Genomic DNA, 20,956 nt, shown 5'->3' on the forward strand with positions numbered 1-20,956 from the left:
AAGAGAATAGAAAAAAATTTTTAAAAAAAGTGTAGGGGTTTGTAACAATCATCTCGTCTATTAAGTGAAGGTCGCAATAGAAAGGGGGAGAGAGCGATTAGTGATTCAGTTTTAATACAAAAAGTAATGGACGGCAGTGATCATGCCTTTCGCCTTTTGGTTGAGAAGTACCGCAATGATGTGTTCCGGACCGTCTTTGCTGTTCTTCGTGATCAAAAGGAAGCAGAAGATGCCGCACAAGAAGTATTTATGAAAATATATAACTCTCTCTCCCAATATGAAAGCCAAGGCTTTAAGACTTGGATGACCAGAATAGCTGTAAATCATGCAATCGATATAAAGAGAAAGCAAGCACGAAGAAAAGAAGAAGTGGCGGTGGCTTTGGAGCAGCAGGCACTAGGTACTCCAAAGGATGGTGTTGAGAAAGAACTTATCGTTAATGAAAGGCAAAGGCTCGTAAGAAAAAGACTTGATGAGCTTCCTGAGAATTATCGAGAAGTCATTTACGGTTTTTATATAGCTGAAAAAAGTTATCAGCAATTGGCCGAGGAACAAAATGTACAGGTGAAAACGATTGAAACGAAGCTGTACCGTGCGCGTATTTGGATGAAAAAGAATTGGAAGGAGGACGATTTTTCATGAAGCATTTTAGTTACAATGAGTGGTTGGATTACGTGAAAGATGAAACAAATGAAAAGACCCGTGAGGAATTTGAAAGTCACTTATATACATGCGACCAATGTCTGGACCTTTATTTACAAGCAGTATCTGTCCATGAATCATCACTTCCAATCCTTTCAAATGAGTCCAGCTTTACAGACTTGGTAATGACAGATATATCGAAACAAAACGCAGGCAATAAAAGACTTGAGGTACAAAAACAAGCAGTAAAGGCTAAAAAGCCATTTTATCAACAGGCTGCGTTTCATTATTTATTAGCCGCAGCAGCTACTTTGTTGCTTACCTTTTCAGGAGTGTTTCAGTCTCTTGCTACTTATGCAAGTGCTGTAGAAGCACCGCAGAATATGGAGGAAAAAAGGCCTTCGGTGACAGAAGGCGTTATTGATAAAACCTTTGCATGGATGGATTCTTTGGAGAAAAAGGAGGCAAATAAAAAATGAAAAGTTCAACGAAGGCGTTAACACTATCGCTATTCCCGGGCCTCGGTCATATCTATTTCGGTAACATGATACGGGGAGTGCTTTATTTAATGTCTGTGGTGGGATTAGCATTCATTACAGTCATTGCGTTATTTTCCAACAATGGTGAAGTGGCTATATTGTGCTTTATGGTGGGTATCTTTATTTATTTAGTTAGTTTTATTGACTTGGGTGTTCAAATTTCCAAACAAAAGAAAGCAATAAGGACAACAAATCCCGATGAACCTCAAGCACAGGTTACACAGGAATCAGAACGGTTCTATACGATTGTGCTGTCGTTTGTCCCAGGCTTAGGCCATTTTCAGCTAGGACTGATGAACCGGGGGCTCACATTGTTAGCAGCGTTTTTAGGACTCGGTATTATGGTGATTTTTATAACAGCTCTTAGCAGTCGTTCAGAGTTTCTTGTATTCTTAATGGGTTTGCCGATAATCTGGGTGTATGGATTTTTTGACTCGGTACAACAGTTGAATAAAAAACAGCGCGGTGAGGAGCTCATTGACCGGACGATCTTTGAAGACTTTGAAACACGCAGAGATGATGGGAAGAAAAGCAAGTCCATTGCAACCTTCCTCTCGATTTTTCCTGGTGCAGGACACTTGTATTTAGGCTTACAACAACGCGGAATTCAGTTGATGGCAGCCTTCTTGTTCTCTATCTATATTTTAGATGTTTTACGCCTAGGGATTTTCTTGTTCTTGATACCAATTATCTGGTTTTACAGCTTTTTTGATGCCATGCAAAAGGTATCAAAATATGGTGAGGAAGAAATCGAGGATGTTCCGATTATTTCTTACTTAATTAATCATCAGAAGTGGGTTGGAATTGGATTAGTTGTTATGGGGCTTTACTACCTATTCATGAATGTGGTGATTCCAGTCTTCTCTCCAATGATCTCTAATATCGTCCAAATTGACTTAATGTTTTGGATACAACGATATTTTCAAACGGGTCTTGTCTGTGTGCTGCTAATTGGCGGGGGTATAAAGTTATTATCCGGAAGCAAGCAAAAAAGGGAGGAAGGGAAATCATGAAAAAATGGAAGAATACACTAACAGGAGTTCTTTTAATCGGAGCTGGAATTGGTTTTCTTTTTAGAAAAAGAAAGGAGGAACAGGCATGAGAACATGGCGTGTTGGTACGTTTTCGATGGGGGCCTCGCTAGTATTCCTTGGCCTCTTCCTTTTTCTTTCAGGTTTTCTAGGATTTGATCTTGTTCATGTGATGACAGCATGGTGGCCAATTTTATTAATCGTTCTTGGGATTGAAATTCTCCTCTACTTATTTTTCTCGCGGCAGGAGAAGCCAGTTTTAAAATATGATTTTTTAAGTATTATCTTTGTTGGTCTGTTAGGAACAGTGGGAATTGTGTTTGCAATGCTTAGTGCAACAGGAATCATGGAGAAACTAGAAGATGTTGTTGCGAGGGAAGAAAGATCTTTTGAACTGCCTGACTTTTCCTATCAAATGGATGATAGTATCAAACGGGTTGTCCTAAGAACAGTAGGCTACCAAACAACGATTGAAGCAACCGATGAAAAAGAGGTATCAATGTTTGGAACCTATCGGACACAGACATCAAAAAAGGAAAATCTCTTAACAAATGCGGATGAATATGTGTATGCGAATAAAAAGGGAGATACACTTTATATTAATGTTAAGACACTTCCTAATGAATTGGGACCATTTTATAGTCATCAGGAAATTGCCTCAACCATTCTAATCCCAAAAGGTGTGAAACTTGAGGTTATTGGAAACGGAAATGACCTTACGTTAAACCCGCGGGCGCTTGAAAATGACTGGAGTATAAATGGTGCATCATCAATAGATGTAAAGGTTGCTGAAAATAGCAATTTGAATATTGCAGCCGTTGGTGTAAGTGAAGTAAATGGTAAAGATGGAGCATGGCAGGTAACGGAAAAAGGGGATCCAAATGAAGGTATTGAAAGAAACGCCATATATCAGTCTGGTGAGGGTAAGTATCGTATTAATATCACCAATACTCAATATGTCAGTTTGAATTCGAATTAACTATCACATCTTATTTTTTGCAAAAAAATAAAAAAAAGGTATGATAGTAGACGGCAGTGAAATGGATAGAATAATAATTGTGTCTTGGGTTAATAATTGTAAGCTAAAGGGTAAATTGGTAGAATATAGGAAGATCCATCATATGCCATTTATTGATTTCATAGAAATAGGATGATGAATGATGAAACGAGCACGATTAATATATAATCCCACTTCAGGACGGGAAATTCTAAAGCGCCATCTAGCGGAGATTCTTGAGAAGCTTGAGATTGCCGGGTATGAAGCTTCTTGCCATGCGACGACGGGTGCAGGTGATGCAACGGCTGCTGCTAGGATAGCAGTTGAACGACAATATGATGTTGTGATTGCTGCAGGTGGTGATGGTACCATAAATGAAGTGGTCAATGGTCTTGCAGAGCAGGAGTACAGACCAAAGTTGGGAATTATTCCAGCAGGTACAACAAACGATTTTGCAAGAGCCCTTCATATACCAAGAGATATCGGTGCTGCAGTGGATATCATCACAAAGGGTGAAATGATTCCTGTGGATATTGGCCGAATCAATGATCGATATTTTATTAACATTGCAGGCGGAGGCAGAATCACGGAGCTTACATACGAAGTTCCGAGTAAATTAAAAACAATGCTTGGACAACTTGCCTATTATTTAAAAGGGATGGAAATGCTCCCTTCCATTAAGCCCTCGGACGTTAGTATTGAGTATGATGGAAAGCTTTTTGAAGGGGAAGCAATGCTATTCCTTGTGGGGCTGACGAATTCAATCGGCGGCTTCGAAAAGATTGCGCCAGATTCATCGATCAACGATGGTTTATTTTCATTGCTGATATTGAAAAAAATTAATTTGGCGGAGTTTGTTCGGGTCGCAACTTTAGCGATTCGCGGTGAGCATGTAAATGATCCAAATGTCATTTATGCGAAAGCGAGCCGAATTAAAGTACATTCGAATGAAAAGGTACAAATAAATCTTGATGGTGAATTTGGCGGGTTACTGCCGGCAGAGTTCGCAAATCTATACAGACATTTAGAGGTATTTGTTCCACTCGATGACATTCGACCACTCGATAAACCAACCGATTGGGTACCGGGTCAAAGATATAGTTGAAAAAGTTCGTTCCGAGGTGGAACGGACTTTTCTTTTTAAAGGAAATAAAGTTTTGTTTATCCTTACAATCTTTATACAGTGATTTCCTACTTTTCGCACACTTCGATTAAATAATCCTGATTTCAAAATCCTACTTTTCGTCTATAATCAGCTAGTACTTAAGTTACTTTACATATTAAGCTTAGGCTTGTTACTATTTAATGGTAATTATTAAATATTCTGCATATTAGAAGCATTTGTAAAAATGAAACCCGTTTCATAAAACAGGCCAAATTGGAACTTTAGCTGGCGATGGGATAAGTTAAATTACTTCTAAGCATTTTTAAGGAGGTGTATGCCAAGAGATAATTTACACTAAATAAGTGTATGCCATTTTGTTTAGTTTTCTTCATTTTGTATTTATTTTTATGAAACCGGTTTCAATAAAAAGATTTACAATAAGACTGGAGGTTTATTATGTTTCGAAAATTTACTAAACTCGGGATAGGAATTCTTCTTCTCAGTTCTACCCTTTTTACTGGAGGAGCTTCTGCAAACACTAATCCAACCGTGGCAGACCGTGAGCCAATGAACACGGAGGTGAAATCCATTGGTGGAACAAACGTTTTGTTTCAATATGGTGAACCAGTCCCATCGTTTGATACTTGGACACAAGAAGAGCGGAGTAGAAGCTACTTATCACTTGATGGGAAATGGAAATTTGCCATGGATTCCAATAGTCAAGGGATGAATGAAAAATGGTACCAAAAAGATTATAATGATTCAAATTGGCAGCAAGAAAAGGTGCCGGGCAGCTGGGATCTTTATGATACACCTGGGTTTGGTACATACGATGGTTCAAATTTTGGTGAAGGAACGGCATTTTACGATGGTGACGCCTGGTTCCGGACACACTTTTCACCTGATGCCAGTTGGAGAAATCAATTCGTAAAACTTAATTTTCTCGGCGTTAACTATCGTGCATGGGTTTATATTAATGGTCATTTTGTAGGCGAACATGAAGGTGGAAATACCCCTTTTGCGCTTAATGTTAGTGAATATTTACAACCAGGGAAAGATAATGTGATTGCGGTTCGAGTACATCGCAGAGCAGACTTTGATTCTTATACAAGTCCGGATGCGAAGCCTGTTACCAATGACGTGGAACTGCCTTACAAACCTGTAGACTACTGGCGATATGCAGGAATTACACGCAGCGTCTATTTGGAAGCAACATCAAATGTAAATGTTAGTAAAATCCTTACTTCAACAGGTGATCATACTTTAACAACAAAAGTGGTTGTATATAATCATGGAGATAAAAAAGTAGAACGTCAACTAGTTGTAAATCCAGGTGAACAAACTGGAGGAAAGCCTAAGTCAAAGGAAATAAAATTAAATCCAGGCGAAGTAAAAGTGGTCTCAATGGATTTTGATATTAAGAGTGCAAGCTATTGGACACCGGACTCCCCTACTCTATATGAAGTAACCGCAACTCTTTATAAGGGAAAAGGTGAAGGTCAAGTTACACAGAGTGGAATTGGCTCTGTTGATGACAGCCTTTCAACAAATTATGGAATGCGAACAATTGCTACAGAGGGTAGTAAATTAACATTGAATGGAGAACAGGTATTTTTAAAAGGTCTTAACTGGCATGAGGAAACAGCTGCAAATGGAAAATCTATGACAATTGAAGAGTATGATACCGAGTTGAATCATGTTCTGAATGTAAATGCAAACTTTATTCGTAACAGTCACTACAACCGTCACCCATATGTATATGATTTTGCTGATAAGCATGGATTAATGGTATTAGATGATGTTGATAATATGTGGCTTGATACAAAGCAAGAAGCGTTACAAACAAACTCATACGGACTTTCAAGAGCATTAGTATTAAGTATGGCATGGAATCAAATTAATCGCCCTTCTGTTATCATGTGGTCATTACAAAATGAGTCTCAAATTTGGGATGATCAGCAAGTTTACCGTGACTGGCTTTCGGATATGAAGAGTGCTGTCAAAAGTGTTGATATCCAAAACCGTCCTGTCACATGGGCATCTGGAAGCAGTTGGGACCCAGCCTATGACTTGGCAGATGTCATCGGTTTAAATGAATATTTCGGTTATTTCTATATGAAGGATGAGGACCTAGGGACTACTTTAGAAGCAGTTCATAGAAACCATCCTAATAAACCGATACTAATTACGGAAAATGGAACGTGGGCCTATGCAGAGGAGGAACTCAAACATGGAGAACCTACAACGTCCGGGACCGAAGAATGGCAATCCGCTAAATTCCTAAATCACTGGAACCAGGTAACAGATTCCAACCGTCTAGATTATATGGCTGGATATACGTTCTGGGTGTTAAAAGATTATAAACAAAGGTTAGGCTATAACCAACAGATAAACGGAATTTCTACCATGGGATTAATGCGATTCGACAACGAAGAGCCACGCTTGGTATATGAAACCTTTAAAAACGCAGCAAATCCATTTAAATAAGAGTTTTTGTACTATAAAACCTAATTATTAACAATTCTGCAATACCTTAAAAAAGGTAAACACAATTTAGTTATGTGTTTACCTTTTTTAATATTCATATAATCACAAGGGGCATGAATGGGCATTAGGGCATTTTGAACAATCACTTGGTGTGCTGGTTAAATAGTTTTTATAATGGTAAAATTATTTAATATGTTGAAAAAGTAGTTGTTCGGAGGGTTATGATGAAAAACATTTATCAGGATGATAGCTTAGCACTGCATACTGATCTATACCAGATCAATATGGTAGAAACGTATTGGAGAGACGGAAGATATAATAAACGCGCAGTGTTTGAATTGTTTTTCCGTAAGCTGCCTTTTGGGAATGGATATGCTGTTTTTGCTGGATTGGAAAAAGTCATTCAGTTTATCCAGGGCTTCCGCTTTTCAGAAGATGATTTGGAGTATTTAAAAAATGAAGTAGGCTACCAGGATGACTTTCTGGACTATTTAAAGAGCTTGCGCTTTACGGGTACTATTCGCTGTATGAAAGAAGGCGAGCTGGTATTTGGAAATGAGCCGATTTTAAGTGTAGATGCCCCGCTTTGTGAAGCTCAGTTGATTGAAACGGCACTATTGAACATCATTAATTATCAGACATTAATCGCGACAAAGGCTTCTCGTATTAAACAGGTTCTTGGTAATGAAATTGCAATGGAATTCGGTACTCGCCGAGCTCAGGAAATGGACGCAGCCATTTGGGGTACACGAGCTGCATACTTAGCCGGTTTTGATGGAACGAGTAATGTTCGAGCGGGTAAATTATTTCAAATCCCCGTTTCTGGTACGCATGCTCACTCGATGGTCCAAGCCTATAAGGACGAATATGTAGCTTTTCGTAAATATGCTGAAACCCATAAGGATTGTGTCTTTTTAGTTGATACATATGATACGCTAAGGTTAGGTGTTCCAAATGCGATTAAAGTCGCCAAGGAGATGGGCGATTCTATAAATTTCATAGGAATCCGTTTAGACAGCGGTGACCTTGCCTATCTTTCAAAGGAAGCGCGTAAAATGCTCGATGAGGCGGGATTTAAGGATGCAAAAATCTTTGCTTCAAGTGATCTCGACGAGTATACGATTCTGAACTTGAAAGCACAGGGTGCGAAAATTGATAGCTGGGGAATCGGTACTAAGCTGATAACGGCATACGAACAAGCAGCACTTGGGGCTGTCTACAAAATTGTTTCGATAGAAGGCGAGAACGGCAAGATGGAGGATACAATAAAAATCTCTTCCAATCCGGTAAAAGTAACGACCCCAGGTATTAAAAAAATATATCGTATTATTAATAATAAGAATAACCATGCTGAAGGGGACTATATTGCACTTGAGAATGAGAAACTGCCTGAAAAGCAGCTGAAAATGTTCCATCCAACCCATACGTATATGAATAAGGTGGTTACAAACTTTACGGCAAAAGAACTTCACGAAGTAATCTATTCCAACGGTGAGCTTGTTTATGAAATGCCATGTCTTGAGGAGTCTCGTGAGTATTTAAAGCAAAATCTTTGTGCTCTCTGGGATGAGTATAGACGGACCATGAATCCTGAGGAATATCCTGTTGACCTTAGCCAAAAATGCTGGGATAACAAAATGAGAAATATTGAAGAAGTAAAAGAGAAAGTAGCCGAAATGAAGGCAGAATAGGTAAGTGTGGCACCCATTAATGGGTGTCTTTTTGTTTGAAAAAAGGGGGTTCGCGGAATTATTTCCATTTCACGCGGAATAAACAAAAAATCCCGCGGGATTTTTTTGAAAACCCGCGGGATTCCTGTTTATTTTTGTTTAAAGAAATCCATGAAAGCATGGTAAATTTCTATACCTTGATACGTAAGCATTCCTGCTGCTGTTAATGAAAATACACCAATCATTAAAAAGCGAATCCACATTCATTTTTCCTCCCTTTTTGTAAGTTTTAACTTATCAAATCAGGAGAGGAGATAACGTAATTCGACTGATGAAAAACGGGTAGAAGGAAGATAAGAATCTTAGTGTATATTCTAGGAGTAATTCTGTGAAGGGTGACTACGATCTGTGAAATTAAGACAAGTACTCCAATAAAGTTAAAATGGTATAGATGTTTTTCTTCATCGTCGGATGTTGATTGCGTATTCCAATCATCAATGGTTAGAACGGCTTTATGTTCATGATGTAGATGTGTAATTACCTTAGACTGGTGAAGAAGAACTGTAAAGGATACGAAGGCAAGGAGTAATGCGATGGGAAGAATTTTTACCTTCTTTATCGTAATCACCTCCTTCCGGGATTGTTTTAATTATAAACACTTTTGTTGTGTTGTTAAATCAATATGCTCCGACAATTTACGCGAAAGTAAATGGGATAGAATCAATTTATGGCTGATTTCGCAATTAGATTGGGTTTATGATACAATCTTGCTAGTCAAATCGGAGTAAAGGAAGTAAAAAATGAAAAAAACAATACCGGTTAATAAAAATGATTTTATAGATGTGGTATTTGAAGATTTAACACATGATGGGGCAGGGGTCGCTAAGGTGGATGGATTTCCATTGTTCGTCCCAAACGGGCTGCCTGGCGAAAAAGCACAGGTTAAAGTGATCAAAGTGAATAAGGGTTACGGCTTCGGCCGTTTGATCGAAATTTATGAAAAAAGCCCATATCGCGTTGAAATTCCTAACAGTGAGATTCATAAGTATGGCGGCTGCCAGCTCGAGCACATTAGCTATGAAGGGCAGCTGAAATATAAGGAAAATCAAGTTAAGCAAGTGCTCACCCGTATCGGTAAACTAGAGGATGTTATTGTGCACCCGATTCTAGGGATGGACAATCCATGGCATTATCGAAATAAAGCACAGGTTCCAGTTGGTGACAAGGATGGGAAGCTGATTGCTGGATTTTTTAAACCTAGAAGTCATGAAATTGTTGATACCAATGAGAGTCTAATACAGCTTCCAGAAATTAATGAAGCCGTACAGGCAGTGAAGGAAATCTGCAATGAGCTAGGGATAACTGCTTATCAAGAAGAGTCGCATAAAGGTGTACTTCGCCACATCATGGCCCGTTATGGAAAACAAACAGGTGAGTTGATGGTTGTCCTCATTACGAGAAGTGCTGATATTCCAAACAAAAACCAATTGGTCGAAGGAATTATCTCACGACTTCCGAAAGTAAAATCAATTGTGCATAATGTTAATTCAAAGCGTACGAATGTGATACTTGGCGAAAAAACAACACTCCTATGGGGAAATGAAGTGATCTATGACTTAATAGGCGACGTTAAGTTCGCTATTTCCGCTCTTTCCTTTTATCAGGTGAACCCTGTTCAAACGAAGGTCCTTTATGAAAAGGCTCTGGAATATGCAGGGCTTAATGGAGAAGAGTCTGTTATCGATGCATACTGCGGAATCGGCACAATATCCTTGTTTTTAGCACAAAAGGCGAAGAAGGTCTTTGGTGTAGAAGTTGTTCCCGAGGCGATTGAAGATGCGAAACGGAATGCTGAGTTAAACGGAATGACGAATGTGGAGTTTGAAGCCGGGGAAGCAGAGGTTGTGATTCCTAAGTGGTACAAAGAGGGGAATTCTGCTGATGTGCTCGTTGTGGACCCACCGCGCAAGGGCTGTGACGAAACATTTTTGCAAACGATTATTGAAATGAAGCCTAAAAAGGTTGTCTATGTATCCTGTAACCCAGCCACACTGGCACGGGATTTACGGATTTTAGAAGATGGCGGCTATAAAACAGTAGAAGTTCAGCCGGTTGACATGTTTCCGCAGACGACACATGTTGAATGCGTGTCGCAGATAGTTTTGAAGGAAAGCTAATTAGGGTAATATTGAAAACCGGTAAGTGATTTTAGGAATTCCGCTTTTATCTACCTCAATACGCTCGACAAAGTGATGGAGCATTTCCTCCGTTATGTCTTCAAGAGGTAAAAAACGGTTAATCGTGTTCCGGAGGTTTTCAATACGACCTAAAAATTCATCATGTCGGAGTGCGGCTTCAAGCCCACTCCTTTTAATATTTAATTCATTTATACGTCCTTGGTTTTCATCAGCGACTTCGCGGTATTCTCCATGAGTGATTTGTTTTTCTGCAAGCATCTCAAGGTAACGTTTCTTTTTTGCTTTAGAAGCTTTAATCTCATTTTCAATGTTGATTAAAATTTGAGTAACTTGCTTTTGTTTCTTTTGAGCTTCTACGGCAAGGGTATTTAGGTATTCCTTATCGTTAATGACTTGAGCCATTTTTTTAATATCAGAAAGGATTGTTTCTTTTAAATCCTTTTCTTTTATCGTTCTTTGAGTGCAAGCGATTTTCCCATGTCGAGCGTAACTCCCGCAAATATAACCAAGATGAATGGATAAGAAGAAGGCTAAGAATGTGCGAATGGAAACAGTGGAAGAAATCTAAAACTAGAGTTAGAAAACTGATTGGTTTAGGCGTCCCTGGTTACAAGGCGCACGAATGGGGCAACTCCAGAAAGAAATACTGGAGAATCGCCTGTAGCCCAATATTACACAAAACCCTCGATAACTCATATTGGAGTCAACGAGGGTTGAAAAGTCTATATAACCGTTATGAAACTTTACGTCAATCTTAATAGAACCGCCGTATACCGAACGGTACGTACGGTGGTGTGAGAGGTCGGGGGTTAGTCACCCCCTCCTACTCGATTTCGAAGTGGATTGTATGATTTATCGAAAAATATAAAAAGAAGCAGGAACCATGTAAATGATTCCTGCTTCTCATATTAAGTGGAAAAAAAAGGGGGACTACTTTCAAAAAGGGTGGGTCGCTATTTACAGTATATAGTAACTTCTATTATTAGGATTTTTAAGAAGAGTTGAAAAGCTTTAGACCAATTTACCTAATACTAGAAGCGCCTACTAAGGATTCAGGTGACATACCAAGTACTAAAAGACTGATTTTTGCGTATCCGGTATTTCTGAATTCAGAAAAAGTTTGTTTCAATACTTGGGATTCATGGTCATCTTTTAATTTCTGTAATTCCTTTTTATACAATCGTAGAACAGAGCCATACACAAAATTCGGGGTATATTGGCCAGGATCCTCATCCATAAATAAACATCCCATGTAATTATATTTAAATTGGAATGCACGTGTAAGATTAACCATATCCAACAGTTTTTCAAAAAGGTTTGGATAGTCTTTCTTTAACTTCTCAAGTGCATCTTTGGTCGCTCTTAACTCATCAATACTAGATAAAGTTATCATAAATATTCCTCCTTCTTATATGTCCCAAGGTTTTTCCAGTGAAATATACGCAGCTAATTCTTTACTTTTTTGTCTCCTTAATTTACGAATTTCTGCTCTTTCTTTACCTGTTTTGTATAGGAATTCTTCTTCTTCTGTTTCTGGTATGATACTTGGAACTTCGACAGGCTGCTTATTTTCGTCTAAGGCTACAAAAGTCAAAAATGCCGTAGCAGCGATTCGGCGTTCGCCATTTATCATATCTTCGGCGATAACTTTACAAAAAATTTCCATGGAAGTTTTTCCTGTATATGTTACAAACGATTCGACACAGACTGAATCAGTTTGATGAATAGGGCATAAGAAATCGATTGAATCTGTAGATGCAGTCACACATTCCTTAACTCTCGAATGCCTGCGGGCTGATAATGTTGCTGCATCATCGAGCTTTTTCATCAAAACGCCGCCAAACAATGTATTGTAGTTGTTTAAATCGCAAGATAATACTTGAGCTGTATTAATAATGCGGCTTTCTTTCGCTTTCTTTGCTTTCATTAAGTTGCTTCCTTTCATGATTGGATTTTAGCTAGTAAATACTATATCCACGTTATTAAAAGGTTTTTTATGCCTGAACCAAGTGTACGCCGCATTGTTCGGTTAGTAAAATGGTTATATTTTATGAGTAGTATAGCTTTTATCTATGTAAATGCTTTCAATTATGCCATATAGAAATAGGGGATTTTTAGAAAATTAAAGACGGTTCAATTTAAATGAACCGTCTAGACGAATATGGGGCTTATAATATTATTGATCTTGAAATCCGTTTGTGAGCTTTTCTTTAGTAAACTGCAGCCACTCTTTTGCAGCATAGGAGAAGTATTGATTTTTGCCCCAAATAATCGCTAGGTTCCAACTGATAGACGGGTTTACTATTTTGACCGACTTTACATTTTTATTTAGATTCTGGCAGACACTTTCCGGCAATAGGGATACTCCAAACTTGCTTACAACCATTTCTTCAATAAAAGACCGTTGTGAACTTTCTGAAATAATGTGTGGATTAAAGCCTACACTGTTACAAGAATAAATAATTCGATCGTTTAGGACAAAGTCCTTATTAAACAATATCAACGATTCATTAGCCAAATCAGCTAAATTGACTTCCTCTCTTTCTGCTAGGGGGTGTGATATGTGAAGGATCAGTTTTAGGTCTTCTTCCATAAATGAGAAATAATCAAAAATGTCGTTCTTAGTCGGAAGAACAATTATCCCTACATCAAGAAGATTGTTTCCTACATCTTCTTCTATTTTCTTTGAACCGTCCTCAACCAATTGAAAAGTGATCCCAGGATATTTTTCGTGAAAACTGCCAACTATTTTTAGGAAATAATGCGCATCAAATATAGGTGGCAAACCAATACGAATATGCCCTTTTTTTAGCCCTGTAAGGTTGTCTAGTTCCGTTTCTAAATTCTTAAATGCTTTGTCAATTAATTTTGCTTGCTCCAAAATTATGCGTCCTGCATCGGTTAAGATTAATTGCTTTCGAGACCGATCAAAAAGAGCAACTCCCAACTCCGTCTCAAGGTTTTTAATCATTTTACTAATGGTTGGTTGGGTAATAAATAAATGGTCTGCCGCTCGGGAAAAACTATTAAAATTCGCCACCTCAATAAAATATTGTAAATGTTTGATATCCAATATCGTACACCTGCTTGTGATTAATTTTAGAGTAGTAGCCAGAAGGATAAATTAATAAGTTATCTTGAATAGGTTATTTTATCATGAAGCCACTATTTTCTATAGGACGAAAAATCAGATCCTTCAAAGCAACTTTGAGATGACTTTACTTTAAAACTATAGTTAATAATTAATGTACCCTTCTTTTTCAATTGATGTCCTGTTTCTTTTTTTTTTGTCTATTTTAACAAAACACGTTTAAGTTTGTGCTCTAGAATCGGGTAAGGGGAAATTAAAAATTACATAAAGAGTACGAGCAATTAAAAAAGAACCAAGATGAATTAGCTTCTGAACAAAAAAAGATTGAAGAAGATAAAAAAGAAGTTGAAAAAGAATTAGCAGCTGCCAAAAACAAATTACAAAACCAACAGGATCAACTGGCTGAACAAAAGGCTCAGCAAGAGGCAGCTCGCTAGGCTCTTTTAGCCCAACAGCTGGCTCAACAAGCCCAACAAGCTCAACAACAGTCTCAACAGCAATCTACAGTGAACACCCCCTCAAAATCAACACCATCGTCCGTTGCAGCCATTCCATCTAACTCTGGGTGAGTAAATTTTTGGATAATTCCAAATAATTATATATACCCACCAACATCCCATGTGTTGCCCACATACACTCTAAACACGTTGAGACAGTTGTTAGGAGAGAGAGAAAATATGCTGATATCAAGGACTTTTAAGGTTTTTAAGTGAATATTAATGTGTGTTTTATGTTCCCTCGAACTGATTGTTTGGGGAATCTTTGTTTAGGGGGTCTAACTTTTACCCAGAAATATGGATATTTGCGTTAAGGTTTGGGTTTGCGTATTTGTTTATTTAGATAGCGGAAAACGACCACCTAGTCTCTACCCTGTTGAGGCGTGCTATCTGCTATATAAGAGGTAAATGAGGTTCTTAAATAATCTATATTAAATGAATATCAGCCCACTTTATAGGCTTCTAAAAATTCTAACTTATGCTCAGGATGAAAAAGTTACACTAAGCTCAAAAATACTCCCCTTTAAAGGAGACAGATTTTTATTTACTAATTAGGCTGCTGGACGGGAGCAAATCATAATAGTTTTTATGTTAGTTCTAAAATTGACTGCAAACGTTAATTCAGATGCTCTCATTCTCCGACTTTGGAGAGCCAGTGGAAGTTTGAATCACTTTATCGAAACTCCCATGTTTCTCCTGGACTAATAAACCCACAGCATCCATCACGATAGAAAAACTTATCAAGAACCAGGCACTACAAAAAATTTTCATCATATATAGGTGATATCCGTTCAGATTTGATGAGGAGGATATTATGCAACCTATGTTACCTATGGAAAAATATTTTGGGCAGTTTGAACTGGTGCATGCTTTTTATGGGGCTATGCCTACAGGTGTCAGCGTTTCCGAAACCGGTCGTATTTTTGTTTGCTTTCCGAAATGGGGAGACGACGTTCAATTTACTGTGGCGGAAATTGTTGAGGGTGAATTGCAGCCTTATCCCAGTTTAGAAACAAATTTGGTTAATACAGGGAATATTGCGATGTCTTTCGTCAGTGTCCAAAGTATCGTTGCTGATGGAAGAGGAACACTTTGGGTACTAGATACAGGGGCACCAAATTTTTCTGAACCTATTCAAGGGGGAGCAAAATTAGTTGCTGTTGATTTAAGCACGAATACAATAAGGAGAGTATATACCTTTACAGAAGATGTTGTCTTGCCAACAACTTATTTGAATGATGTCCGTTTGGATTTTCGGGTTGGAAGAGCAGGATATGCATATATAACGGATTCTTCTTCCAGAGGGCCAGGGGCTATTATCGTCGTAGATTTAGAAAATGGGAACGCGTTTAGACGGTTAAATGGGGCAATATCAACTTCACCTGATCCCTATTTTTTACCGAAAGTAGAAGGTGAAATTTTGATGAATCGAAACCCGGACGGCTCGACTTTCCCATTTAGATTGGCTTCCGATAGTTTAGCGATTTCTCCTGATGGAAAGGTTTTATTTTATGCTCCGCTAACCAGCCGTCAGCTGTTCTCAATCTCAACAGAAGCCCTAAGGGACAGAAGGATACAGGACATGAATTTATCCCAATATGTGCAGTATTGGGGGGAAAAAGGTGCGTCTGATGGAATGATCACCGGCGCAAAAGGAACCGTTTATGCAGGAGACTATGAAAACAACAGTATCCGGAAGATATTGCCGAATGGCGCAATGGAAACCATCGCACATGACCCGAGAATTTTATGGCCGGATACTTTTTCGATTGGCCCCGATCAATACTTATATGTCATTGTGAATCAATTACATCGGCAGGCGAGATTTCATTATGGAAGAGACCTGCGGGAAAAACCATATAGTTTACTTCGTATGAGAATTGATGAATTCCCTGCTCCTACCTTTTCATAATAATCTTAAACGAAGGCAGCTATCCCTCATCAGGGAGCTGCCTTTTTTGTCAGTTATATTTTTGTGAAATTGTATATATTCCCGCAACTGCCCTATAATAAAGAGGCTGTTATCTGTTGATAATGTAATTTAATTTTAAAAATGAAACCTCATTTAGATACACTACGGAGAACCGTACCACAAATAGTGGTAAAGCAAAGAGTTGAAGTTGTGCTTGATAAAGAGTGGCTAGAAAAAAATCATTAAATATATTTAAATTACTTTATGGAAGTGCACATGAATATAAAAACTCTCCTGTCGGTAAGGAAAACAAAAAAGAATTACCAATTCTATTTGAATGGTAATTCTTTTGGAGCATGGGGACGTACCCTGTGCTCCTTTTTGGTGGGACATGGGGGCGGTTCTGATGTCCCGTGAATAGCAGAAGTATTTAATTTTATGAGAAAGGATGACCGTCCCCGTTTTTTTGGGGGATTGCCGGGAGATGCTATAGACAAAATAGTTGTTGAGGCAGAGGGTGGTTGGAGTGAAGGTGTTGTCGATGATTCAGCCTTGGGCGAGTCTGTTTGTCTTGCGCGAAGCTCAATATGAAACGAGGTCATGGAGTACGAAGTATCGCGGCCCTCTTGCGATTCATACCAGTAAAAAAGTCGATAAGGCGGTCTGCAGCCATGTGGCGATCAAGTCGCTACTTTTAAAGCATGGGTACAAGACCGAGGATCTTCCAACTGGCGTGATCATTGCTGTCTGCCAGCTTGAAAATTGTTTGAGGGTGATAGAAAACAACGAGACATGGGCCGTGTTGGAGGATGGCAGAATCGTATCAGGCAATGACTTTTTCCTCGGTGATTATAAAGTGGGAGGGTATGTCTGGGAAGTCAGGGATATGAAGATGCTGGACAGCTTCATTCCGGCTAAAGGAAGGCTTGGTCTGTGGGAGTATGATTTATAGAGTGCCTGTTCATCGGGGAAAGCGCACTTTTTTGATTGGTATCTTTACCCGCGAAAATAAGGCAGGGCTCAGAGAGACACGGGGACGGTTCCGACGTCTCAATAATTGTGAAAATATAACATTTATTAGGACAGCGGAACAGTCCGAAATCATTGTAAAAGTGTTTTTATTAAAAAAATCTCCATTTCTATACTGTGGCTGGAACATGGGTGATGGTGGTACTTAGAAATAAATGATAATAAATGGTGTAGAAGAAGGAGGATCGCTATCCTCTTTAATTTATCGCTAAGTTTTGCTGTTAAGATCAAGGTTTTACCACTTAATCTGGCATAGTTCAATTGAGGGATTAGTAATTTCCCCGTTCTTCCATTTGAAATGAGCTTTCTTAAGAATTAGCTTAATTTCTATACTGGCAACCGAACCGCCATCTACCCGAAGGTTTATACCATTAATAAAGGAAGCCTGTTCAGAAGCAAGATAAACAACAGCAGACGCTGCTTCATCAACTGTTCCAGGCCGTTTTGCTTCGACATGTGGACGGTTTTCCTTTAAAAATTGTTGAGTAGCTTCTTCATAGGTTATATTCAGCTGCTTCGCATTATCTTTTAATAGATTTTCCAGCATTGGTGTCATGATAAATGATGGTGACACAGTATTCACCAGAATTCCCTGTGCGGCATACGCCTTTGATAAGCTCTTTGAAAAATTGATAATTGCTGCCTTTGAAGCATTATAATGAGGCATAAACGAATCAGGCTGAAGCCCTGATTCCGATGAAATATTAATGATGCGTCCAAATCCGGCTTTTTTCATAAAAGGGGATAACTGCTTTGGTTACGCGGACAGTCCCAAATACATTTACATCAAATATATGCTGCCAGGCCTCTATGTCCAATGTTTCAAAATCATCAAATCCACTGGCTATTCCTGCATTATTTACTAGTATATCGATTGATTTGAAGCGGTCGATTGCAGAGGAGACCAGATGTTCCACATCAGATTGTTTCGTTAAATCAGCCTGAACGGCAAGCACATTGCCTCCCAGCTTTTCAATTTCTGCTGCTGCTTCTTTTAATGCTTCTTCACCACGGCCACAAATTACAACATTGGTGCCTTCCTTGGCAAACGCGACGGCAATTGCTTTTCCAATACCTTTACTGCAGCCTGTCACGAGTGCCGTTTTATCTTTTAATCCCTAGTTCAATTTAGAATCCAATCCTTTCTATGGGCGTCTATTGGTGATTATATATTAACAATAACTTCTAGTCATAAACAAATGAACTATGGCTGATTTTCTGCCCTAATACTCAATAAAGGAGGGAAACCACTAAGATGGTTTCCCTTTAAAATGTTCCGTCTTGTTTAGTATAAGGTATATTCTTATACTTGCTGAGCAAGGACAATTATCATCACGATTCCCATTTTTTGTTGAACAATTCAAGGAAGCAGAGATGGAATGAGATAAGTGAACTCCTTATACAATAGGAAGCCAGCCAGGGATGCCTGTATAGTACTCCCACATTTTATCAGAAATAGCCAGTTCTTTTTGATCTTTTTTAGATAATGTTGTACGGATTTTGTCTTCTTCACCGGCTTGTACTTTTTGTACCCACTGAGGTTCCATTATCAATTCCCTCCCTAAAGCGATTAAAGGTACACCTGTTTCAAATGCTTTCATCACTTCATCGGGTGTCCGCAGCATCCCAACACCCATCACAGGAACACGATCGCCGACACGTTCGTGGATCATAACAACTCGGGATGTCTGATCGTTATCATCACGGATTGATCCGTTCCAATAGCCGCCGACAGAAATATGGAGATAATCCAGGTCCTGGTCCGCTAACCTGTCCACTAATTGCAACGTGTCTTCCATGGTGATGCCAGGATTCTCTCTTTCTTCAGGCGATAACCGATAGCCGATGATAAAAGGTTTTGTTGCATGGTCTGAAACTGCTTTTTTAACAGCGTCAACTACAGCAAGCGGGAAGGACATACGTTTTTCCAGCGTTCCACCCCACTTGTCAGTTCTGCGATTTGAGTGTGGAGAAAAGAATTGCTGAATCAAATACGTATTGGCACCATGGATTTCAACTCCATCATACCCAGCTTCGATTGCTCTTCTTGTTGCTTCACCAAATGCTTTAATAATTTCATCGATTTCGTCTGCTGTCATTTCCCGAGGTACCACGGCATCGTCCCGTGCCGCTGCTACCGCACTCGGAGCAATTGGTTGACGATCGAGCAATTCTTCAGGCGGGCACATTCTGCCACCGTGAAAAATTTGTAAAATCGCCTTTGATCCTTTTTCCTGTATAGCTGTCGCCACACGTCTTAAACTAGGGATTAGGGAATCGGAATCTGCACCAAATTCACCCGGGAATCCTTTTCCATTCCTGGTGACGTATGTGCATGCGGTGATTACCGCTCCTACACCACCGGCACGTTCTTGATAATACGCAACTTCTTCGTCTGATACTTCACCATTTTCATGTGCCGCCGTATTGGTCATGGGTGCCATTGTAATACGGTTCTTTATTTCAACTCCAGAACGGAAGGTAAATGGTTTAAAAGCAGCTTCATATTTTGGATTCATCTTTTTTTCTCCTTTTGTTTACATCAAGTTTGTTAAAGGGTTTTGCTATTTAGCAAATGGATAACATAGACTACAAAAATTTCTTTGACAGGCACTTTTTTATATTCTATACAAAAAATTTATAGAGTTACATTAAAAGCTTGCCATAAGGATCGGCCAGTTTTGACCTATTTTAGCTGTGTAATTTCTGCCAATATTTCATAGGAATGGAGGCGGGCCTTATGATCGTAAACCTGGGCGATTGCCATGATTTCATCGGCTTGACTTTCATCCAGAAACTTTTCCAGCTTTTCTTTTACGGTTTGAGGACTGCCGACAATCGAAGTTCCTAATTGATTCTCAAGGGCAGCTATTTCATGGTCGCTCGCTATATCATTAATATTATCCACTGGCGGCTGCAATGGGACTTCCTTCCCGCGCATCAAATTCAAGAACTGCTGCTGCAATGTTGTAGCGAGCCGCTCAGCTTCTTGATCTGTGTCGGCCGCAATGATGTTTAGCCCTACCATTGCGTGCGGCTTGTCCAGTACTTTAGAAGGCTTAAACGAACGGCGATAGAGCTGGATAGCCGGCAGTGTGTTATGCGGCGAGAAATGGCTCGCAAATGCAAACGGCAGTCCAAGCTCTCCTGCCAGCTGGGCACTGTATCCGCTTGAACCTAACAGCCAAATAGGTATGTTTAATCCCTCACCCGGAATTGCTTTAACACGACTATATCCTTGTGCCAGGGAAGGGTCAAAGTAATTCCGGAGCTCAGCCAGCTGCTCAGGGAAATCATCTCCTGAACTTCTCAAGTCACGTCTTAATGCACGTGCGGTAAGCTGATCAGTGCCTGGTGCACGGCCCAAGCCAAGATCAATACGTCCTGGATATAATGATTCCAGAGTACCAAATTGCTCAGCAATAACAAGAGGTGCATGATTCGGCAGCATAATGCCGCCTGACCCTACCCGGATTTTTGATGTACCTGCTGCAACATGGGAAATGACTACCGATGTTGCAGAGCTGGCGATAAATGGCATATTATGATGCTCAGCTAGCCAATATCTGTTATACCCCAGCTTTTCAGCGAGCCGGGCCAGCTCCAAAGTATTGCGAAAAGAATCTGCCGGCGTACTTCCATCTGCAATTGGAGAGAGATCCAGGACCGAGAATGGAATATCCGTAATTAGTTTTGTATCATTTTCAGGCATATGCTCATCTTCTTTCATTAAAAATTTCGTTTCAATCCTATAAAAG

Annotated in this window: 20 protein-coding genes and 1 pseudogene; 12 read left to right on the plus strand and 9 right to left on the minus strand. The window is 39.3% G+C overall.

Annotated features, from left to right (window positions below; genetic code table 11):
• Window positions 1-126 precede the first annotated feature (126 nt).
• The 8 genes from QNH48_RS02010 to QNH48_RS02045 all read left to right on the plus strand — a co-directional run bounded on the left by QNH48_RS02010 (window position 127) and on the right by QNH48_RS02045 (window position 8,492).
• On the plus strand, window positions 127-642 hold the full coding sequence (locus QNH48_RS02010) for a sigma-70 family RNA polymerase sigma factor (RefSeq protein ID WP_283953543.1): 516 nt from the start codon (window positions 127-129) through the stop codon (window positions 640-642).
• The gene (locus QNH48_RS02015; protein ID WP_283953544.1) at window positions 639-1,121 is read left to right on the plus strand and encodes an anti-sigma factor; all 483 of its coding nucleotides are present in this window, start codon (window positions 639-641) and stop codon (window positions 1,119-1,121) included. The genes QNH48_RS02010 and QNH48_RS02015 overlap by 4 nt, the downstream gene beginning before the upstream one ends.
• Window positions 1,118-2,194, plus strand: a complete 1,077-nt coding sequence (locus QNH48_RS02020) for a DUF6677 family protein (protein WP_283953545.1) — start codon at window positions 1,118-1,120, stop codon at window positions 2,192-2,194. Before QNH48_RS02015 ends, QNH48_RS02020 begins: the two co-directional genes overlap by 4 nt.
• Window positions 2,191-2,283, plus strand: a complete 93-nt coding sequence (locus tag QNH48_RS02025) for an LPXTG cell wall anchor domain-containing protein (protein WP_283953546.1) — start codon at window positions 2,191-2,193, stop codon at window positions 2,281-2,283. Before QNH48_RS02020 ends, QNH48_RS02025 begins: the two co-directional genes overlap by 4 nt.
• Window positions 2,280-3,191, plus strand: coding sequence for a hypothetical protein (locus tag QNH48_RS02030; RefSeq protein ID WP_283953547.1), 912 nt, complete (start codon window positions 2,280-2,282; stop codon window positions 3,189-3,191). Before QNH48_RS02025 ends, QNH48_RS02030 begins: the two co-directional genes overlap by 4 nt.
• A 181-nt stretch (window positions 3,192-3,372) precedes the next feature.
• A complete protein-coding gene (locus QNH48_RS02035; protein ID WP_283955653.1) occupies window positions 3,373-4,314 on the plus strand; it encodes a diacylglycerol kinase in 942 nt (313 codons plus the stop codon).
• A gap of 456 nt (window positions 4,315-4,770) precedes the next feature.
• A complete protein-coding gene (locus QNH48_RS02040; RefSeq protein WP_283953548.1) occupies window positions 4,771-6,801 on the plus strand; it encodes a glycoside hydrolase family 2 protein in 2,031 nt (676 codons plus the stop codon).
• 224 nt (window positions 6,802-7,025) lie between these two features.
• Window positions 7,026-8,492: a nicotinate phosphoribosyltransferase gene (locus QNH48_RS02045; RefSeq protein ID WP_283955654.1), complete on the plus strand. Its 1,467-nt coding sequence runs from the start codon at window positions 7,026-7,028 to the stop codon at window positions 8,490-8,492.
• Window positions 8,493-8,760: 268 nt separating this feature from the next.
• On the opposite strand, the gene QNH48_RS02050 is transcribed toward QNH48_RS02045, so the two are convergent.
• Window positions 8,761-9,099, minus strand: coding sequence for a hypothetical protein (locus tag QNH48_RS02050; protein WP_283953549.1), 339 nt, complete (start codon window positions 9,097-9,099; stop codon window positions 8,761-8,763).
• Between the two features lie 172 nt (window positions 9,100-9,271).
• Between QNH48_RS02050 and rlmD the strand changes: the two genes are divergently transcribed.
• Window positions 9,272-10,648, plus strand: a complete 1,377-nt coding sequence (gene rlmD / locus QNH48_RS02055) for a 23S rRNA (uracil(1939)-C(5))-methyltransferase RlmD (protein WP_283953550.1) — start codon at window positions 9,272-9,274, stop codon at window positions 10,646-10,648.
• Here the strand turns inward: rlmD and QNH48_RS02060 are convergent, their stop codons facing one another.
• Window positions 10,649-11,071, minus strand: a complete 423-nt coding sequence (locus QNH48_RS02060) for a hypothetical protein (protein WP_283953551.1) — start codon at window positions 11,069-11,071, stop codon at window positions 10,649-10,651.
• A 104-nt stretch (window positions 11,072-11,175) separates the two neighbouring features.
• Between QNH48_RS02060 and QNH48_RS02065 the strand changes: the two are divergent.
• A pseudogene (locus QNH48_RS02065) lies at window positions 11,176-11,427 on the plus strand (group II intron reverse transcriptase/maturase); the annotation flags it as partial.
• Between the two features lie 263 nt (window positions 11,428-11,690).
• On the opposite strand, the gene QNH48_RS02070 reads toward QNH48_RS02065, so the two are convergent.
• The 3 genes from QNH48_RS02070 to cidR all read right to left on the minus strand — a co-directional run bounded on the left by QNH48_RS02070 (window position 11,691) and on the right by cidR (window position 13,742).
• The gene (locus QNH48_RS02070) at window positions 11,691-12,062 is read right to left on the minus strand and encodes a hypothetical protein (protein ID WP_133370886.1); all 372 of its coding nucleotides are present in this window, start codon (window positions 12,060-12,062) and stop codon (window positions 11,691-11,693) included.
• Between the two features lie 15 nt (window positions 12,063-12,077).
• Window positions 12,078-12,596 carry an acyl-CoA thioesterase gene (locus QNH48_RS02075; protein WP_133370885.1) on the minus strand — a complete coding sequence of 173 codons (519 nt, stop codon included), beginning with the start codon at window positions 12,594-12,596 and terminating at the stop codon, window positions 12,078-12,080.
• 249 nt (window positions 12,597-12,845) lie between these two features.
• The gene (cidR, locus tag QNH48_RS02080; RefSeq protein WP_133370884.1) at window positions 12,846-13,742 is read right to left on the minus strand and encodes a cidABC operon transcriptional activator CidR; all 897 of its coding nucleotides are present in this window, start codon (window positions 13,740-13,742) and stop codon (window positions 12,846-12,848) included.
• A gap of 1,329 nt (window positions 13,743-15,071) precedes the next feature.
• On the opposite strand from cidR, the gene QNH48_RS02085 reads away from it, so the two are divergent.
• Window positions 15,072-16,169: an L-dopachrome tautomerase-related protein gene (locus QNH48_RS02085; RefSeq protein ID WP_283953552.1), complete on the plus strand. Its 1,098-nt coding sequence runs from the start codon at window positions 15,072-15,074 to the stop codon at window positions 16,167-16,169.
• A 526-nt stretch (window positions 16,170-16,695) separates the two neighbouring features.
• Complete coding sequence (locus tag QNH48_RS02090; protein WP_133370882.1) at window positions 16,696-17,121, plus strand: ASCH domain-containing protein; 426 nt, start codon at window positions 16,696-16,698, stop codon at window positions 17,119-17,121.
• Between the two features lie 312 nt (window positions 17,122-17,433).
• Here the strand turns inward: QNH48_RS02090 and QNH48_RS02095 are convergent, their stop codons facing one another.
• The 4 genes from QNH48_RS02095 to QNH48_RS02110 all read right to left on the minus strand — a co-directional run bounded on the left by QNH48_RS02095 (window position 17,434) and on the right by QNH48_RS02110 (window position 20,910).
• Window positions 17,434-17,934 (minus strand): SDR family NAD(P)-dependent oxidoreductase, encoded by a 501-nt coding sequence (locus QNH48_RS02095; RefSeq protein ID WP_283953553.1) that lies wholly within the window; start codon window positions 17,932-17,934, stop codon window positions 17,434-17,436.
• Window positions 17,903-18,292 carry an SDR family NAD(P)-dependent oxidoreductase gene (locus tag QNH48_RS02100; protein WP_283953554.1) on the minus strand — a complete coding sequence of 130 codons (390 nt, stop codon included), beginning with the start codon at window positions 18,290-18,292 and terminating at the stop codon, window positions 17,903-17,905. The genes QNH48_RS02095 and QNH48_RS02100 overlap by 32 nt, the downstream gene beginning before the upstream one ends.
• Window positions 18,293-18,595: 303 nt before the next feature.
• Window positions 18,596-19,717 (minus strand): NADH-dependent flavin oxidoreductase, encoded by a 1,122-nt coding sequence (locus tag QNH48_RS02105; protein WP_283953555.1) that lies wholly within the window; start codon window positions 19,715-19,717, stop codon window positions 18,596-18,598.
• A gap of 167 nt (window positions 19,718-19,884) precedes the next feature.
• Window positions 19,885-20,910 carry an LLM class flavin-dependent oxidoreductase gene (locus tag QNH48_RS02110; protein WP_283955655.1) on the minus strand — a complete coding sequence of 342 codons (1,026 nt, stop codon included), beginning with the start codon at window positions 20,908-20,910 and terminating at the stop codon, window positions 19,885-19,887.
• Between the last annotated feature and the right edge of the window lie 46 nt (window positions 20,911-20,956).

It is taken from the genome of Neobacillus sp. YX16 (assembly GCF_030123505.1).
Classification (GTDB): domain Bacteria; phylum Bacillota; class Bacilli; order Bacillales; family Cytobacillaceae; genus Neobacillus.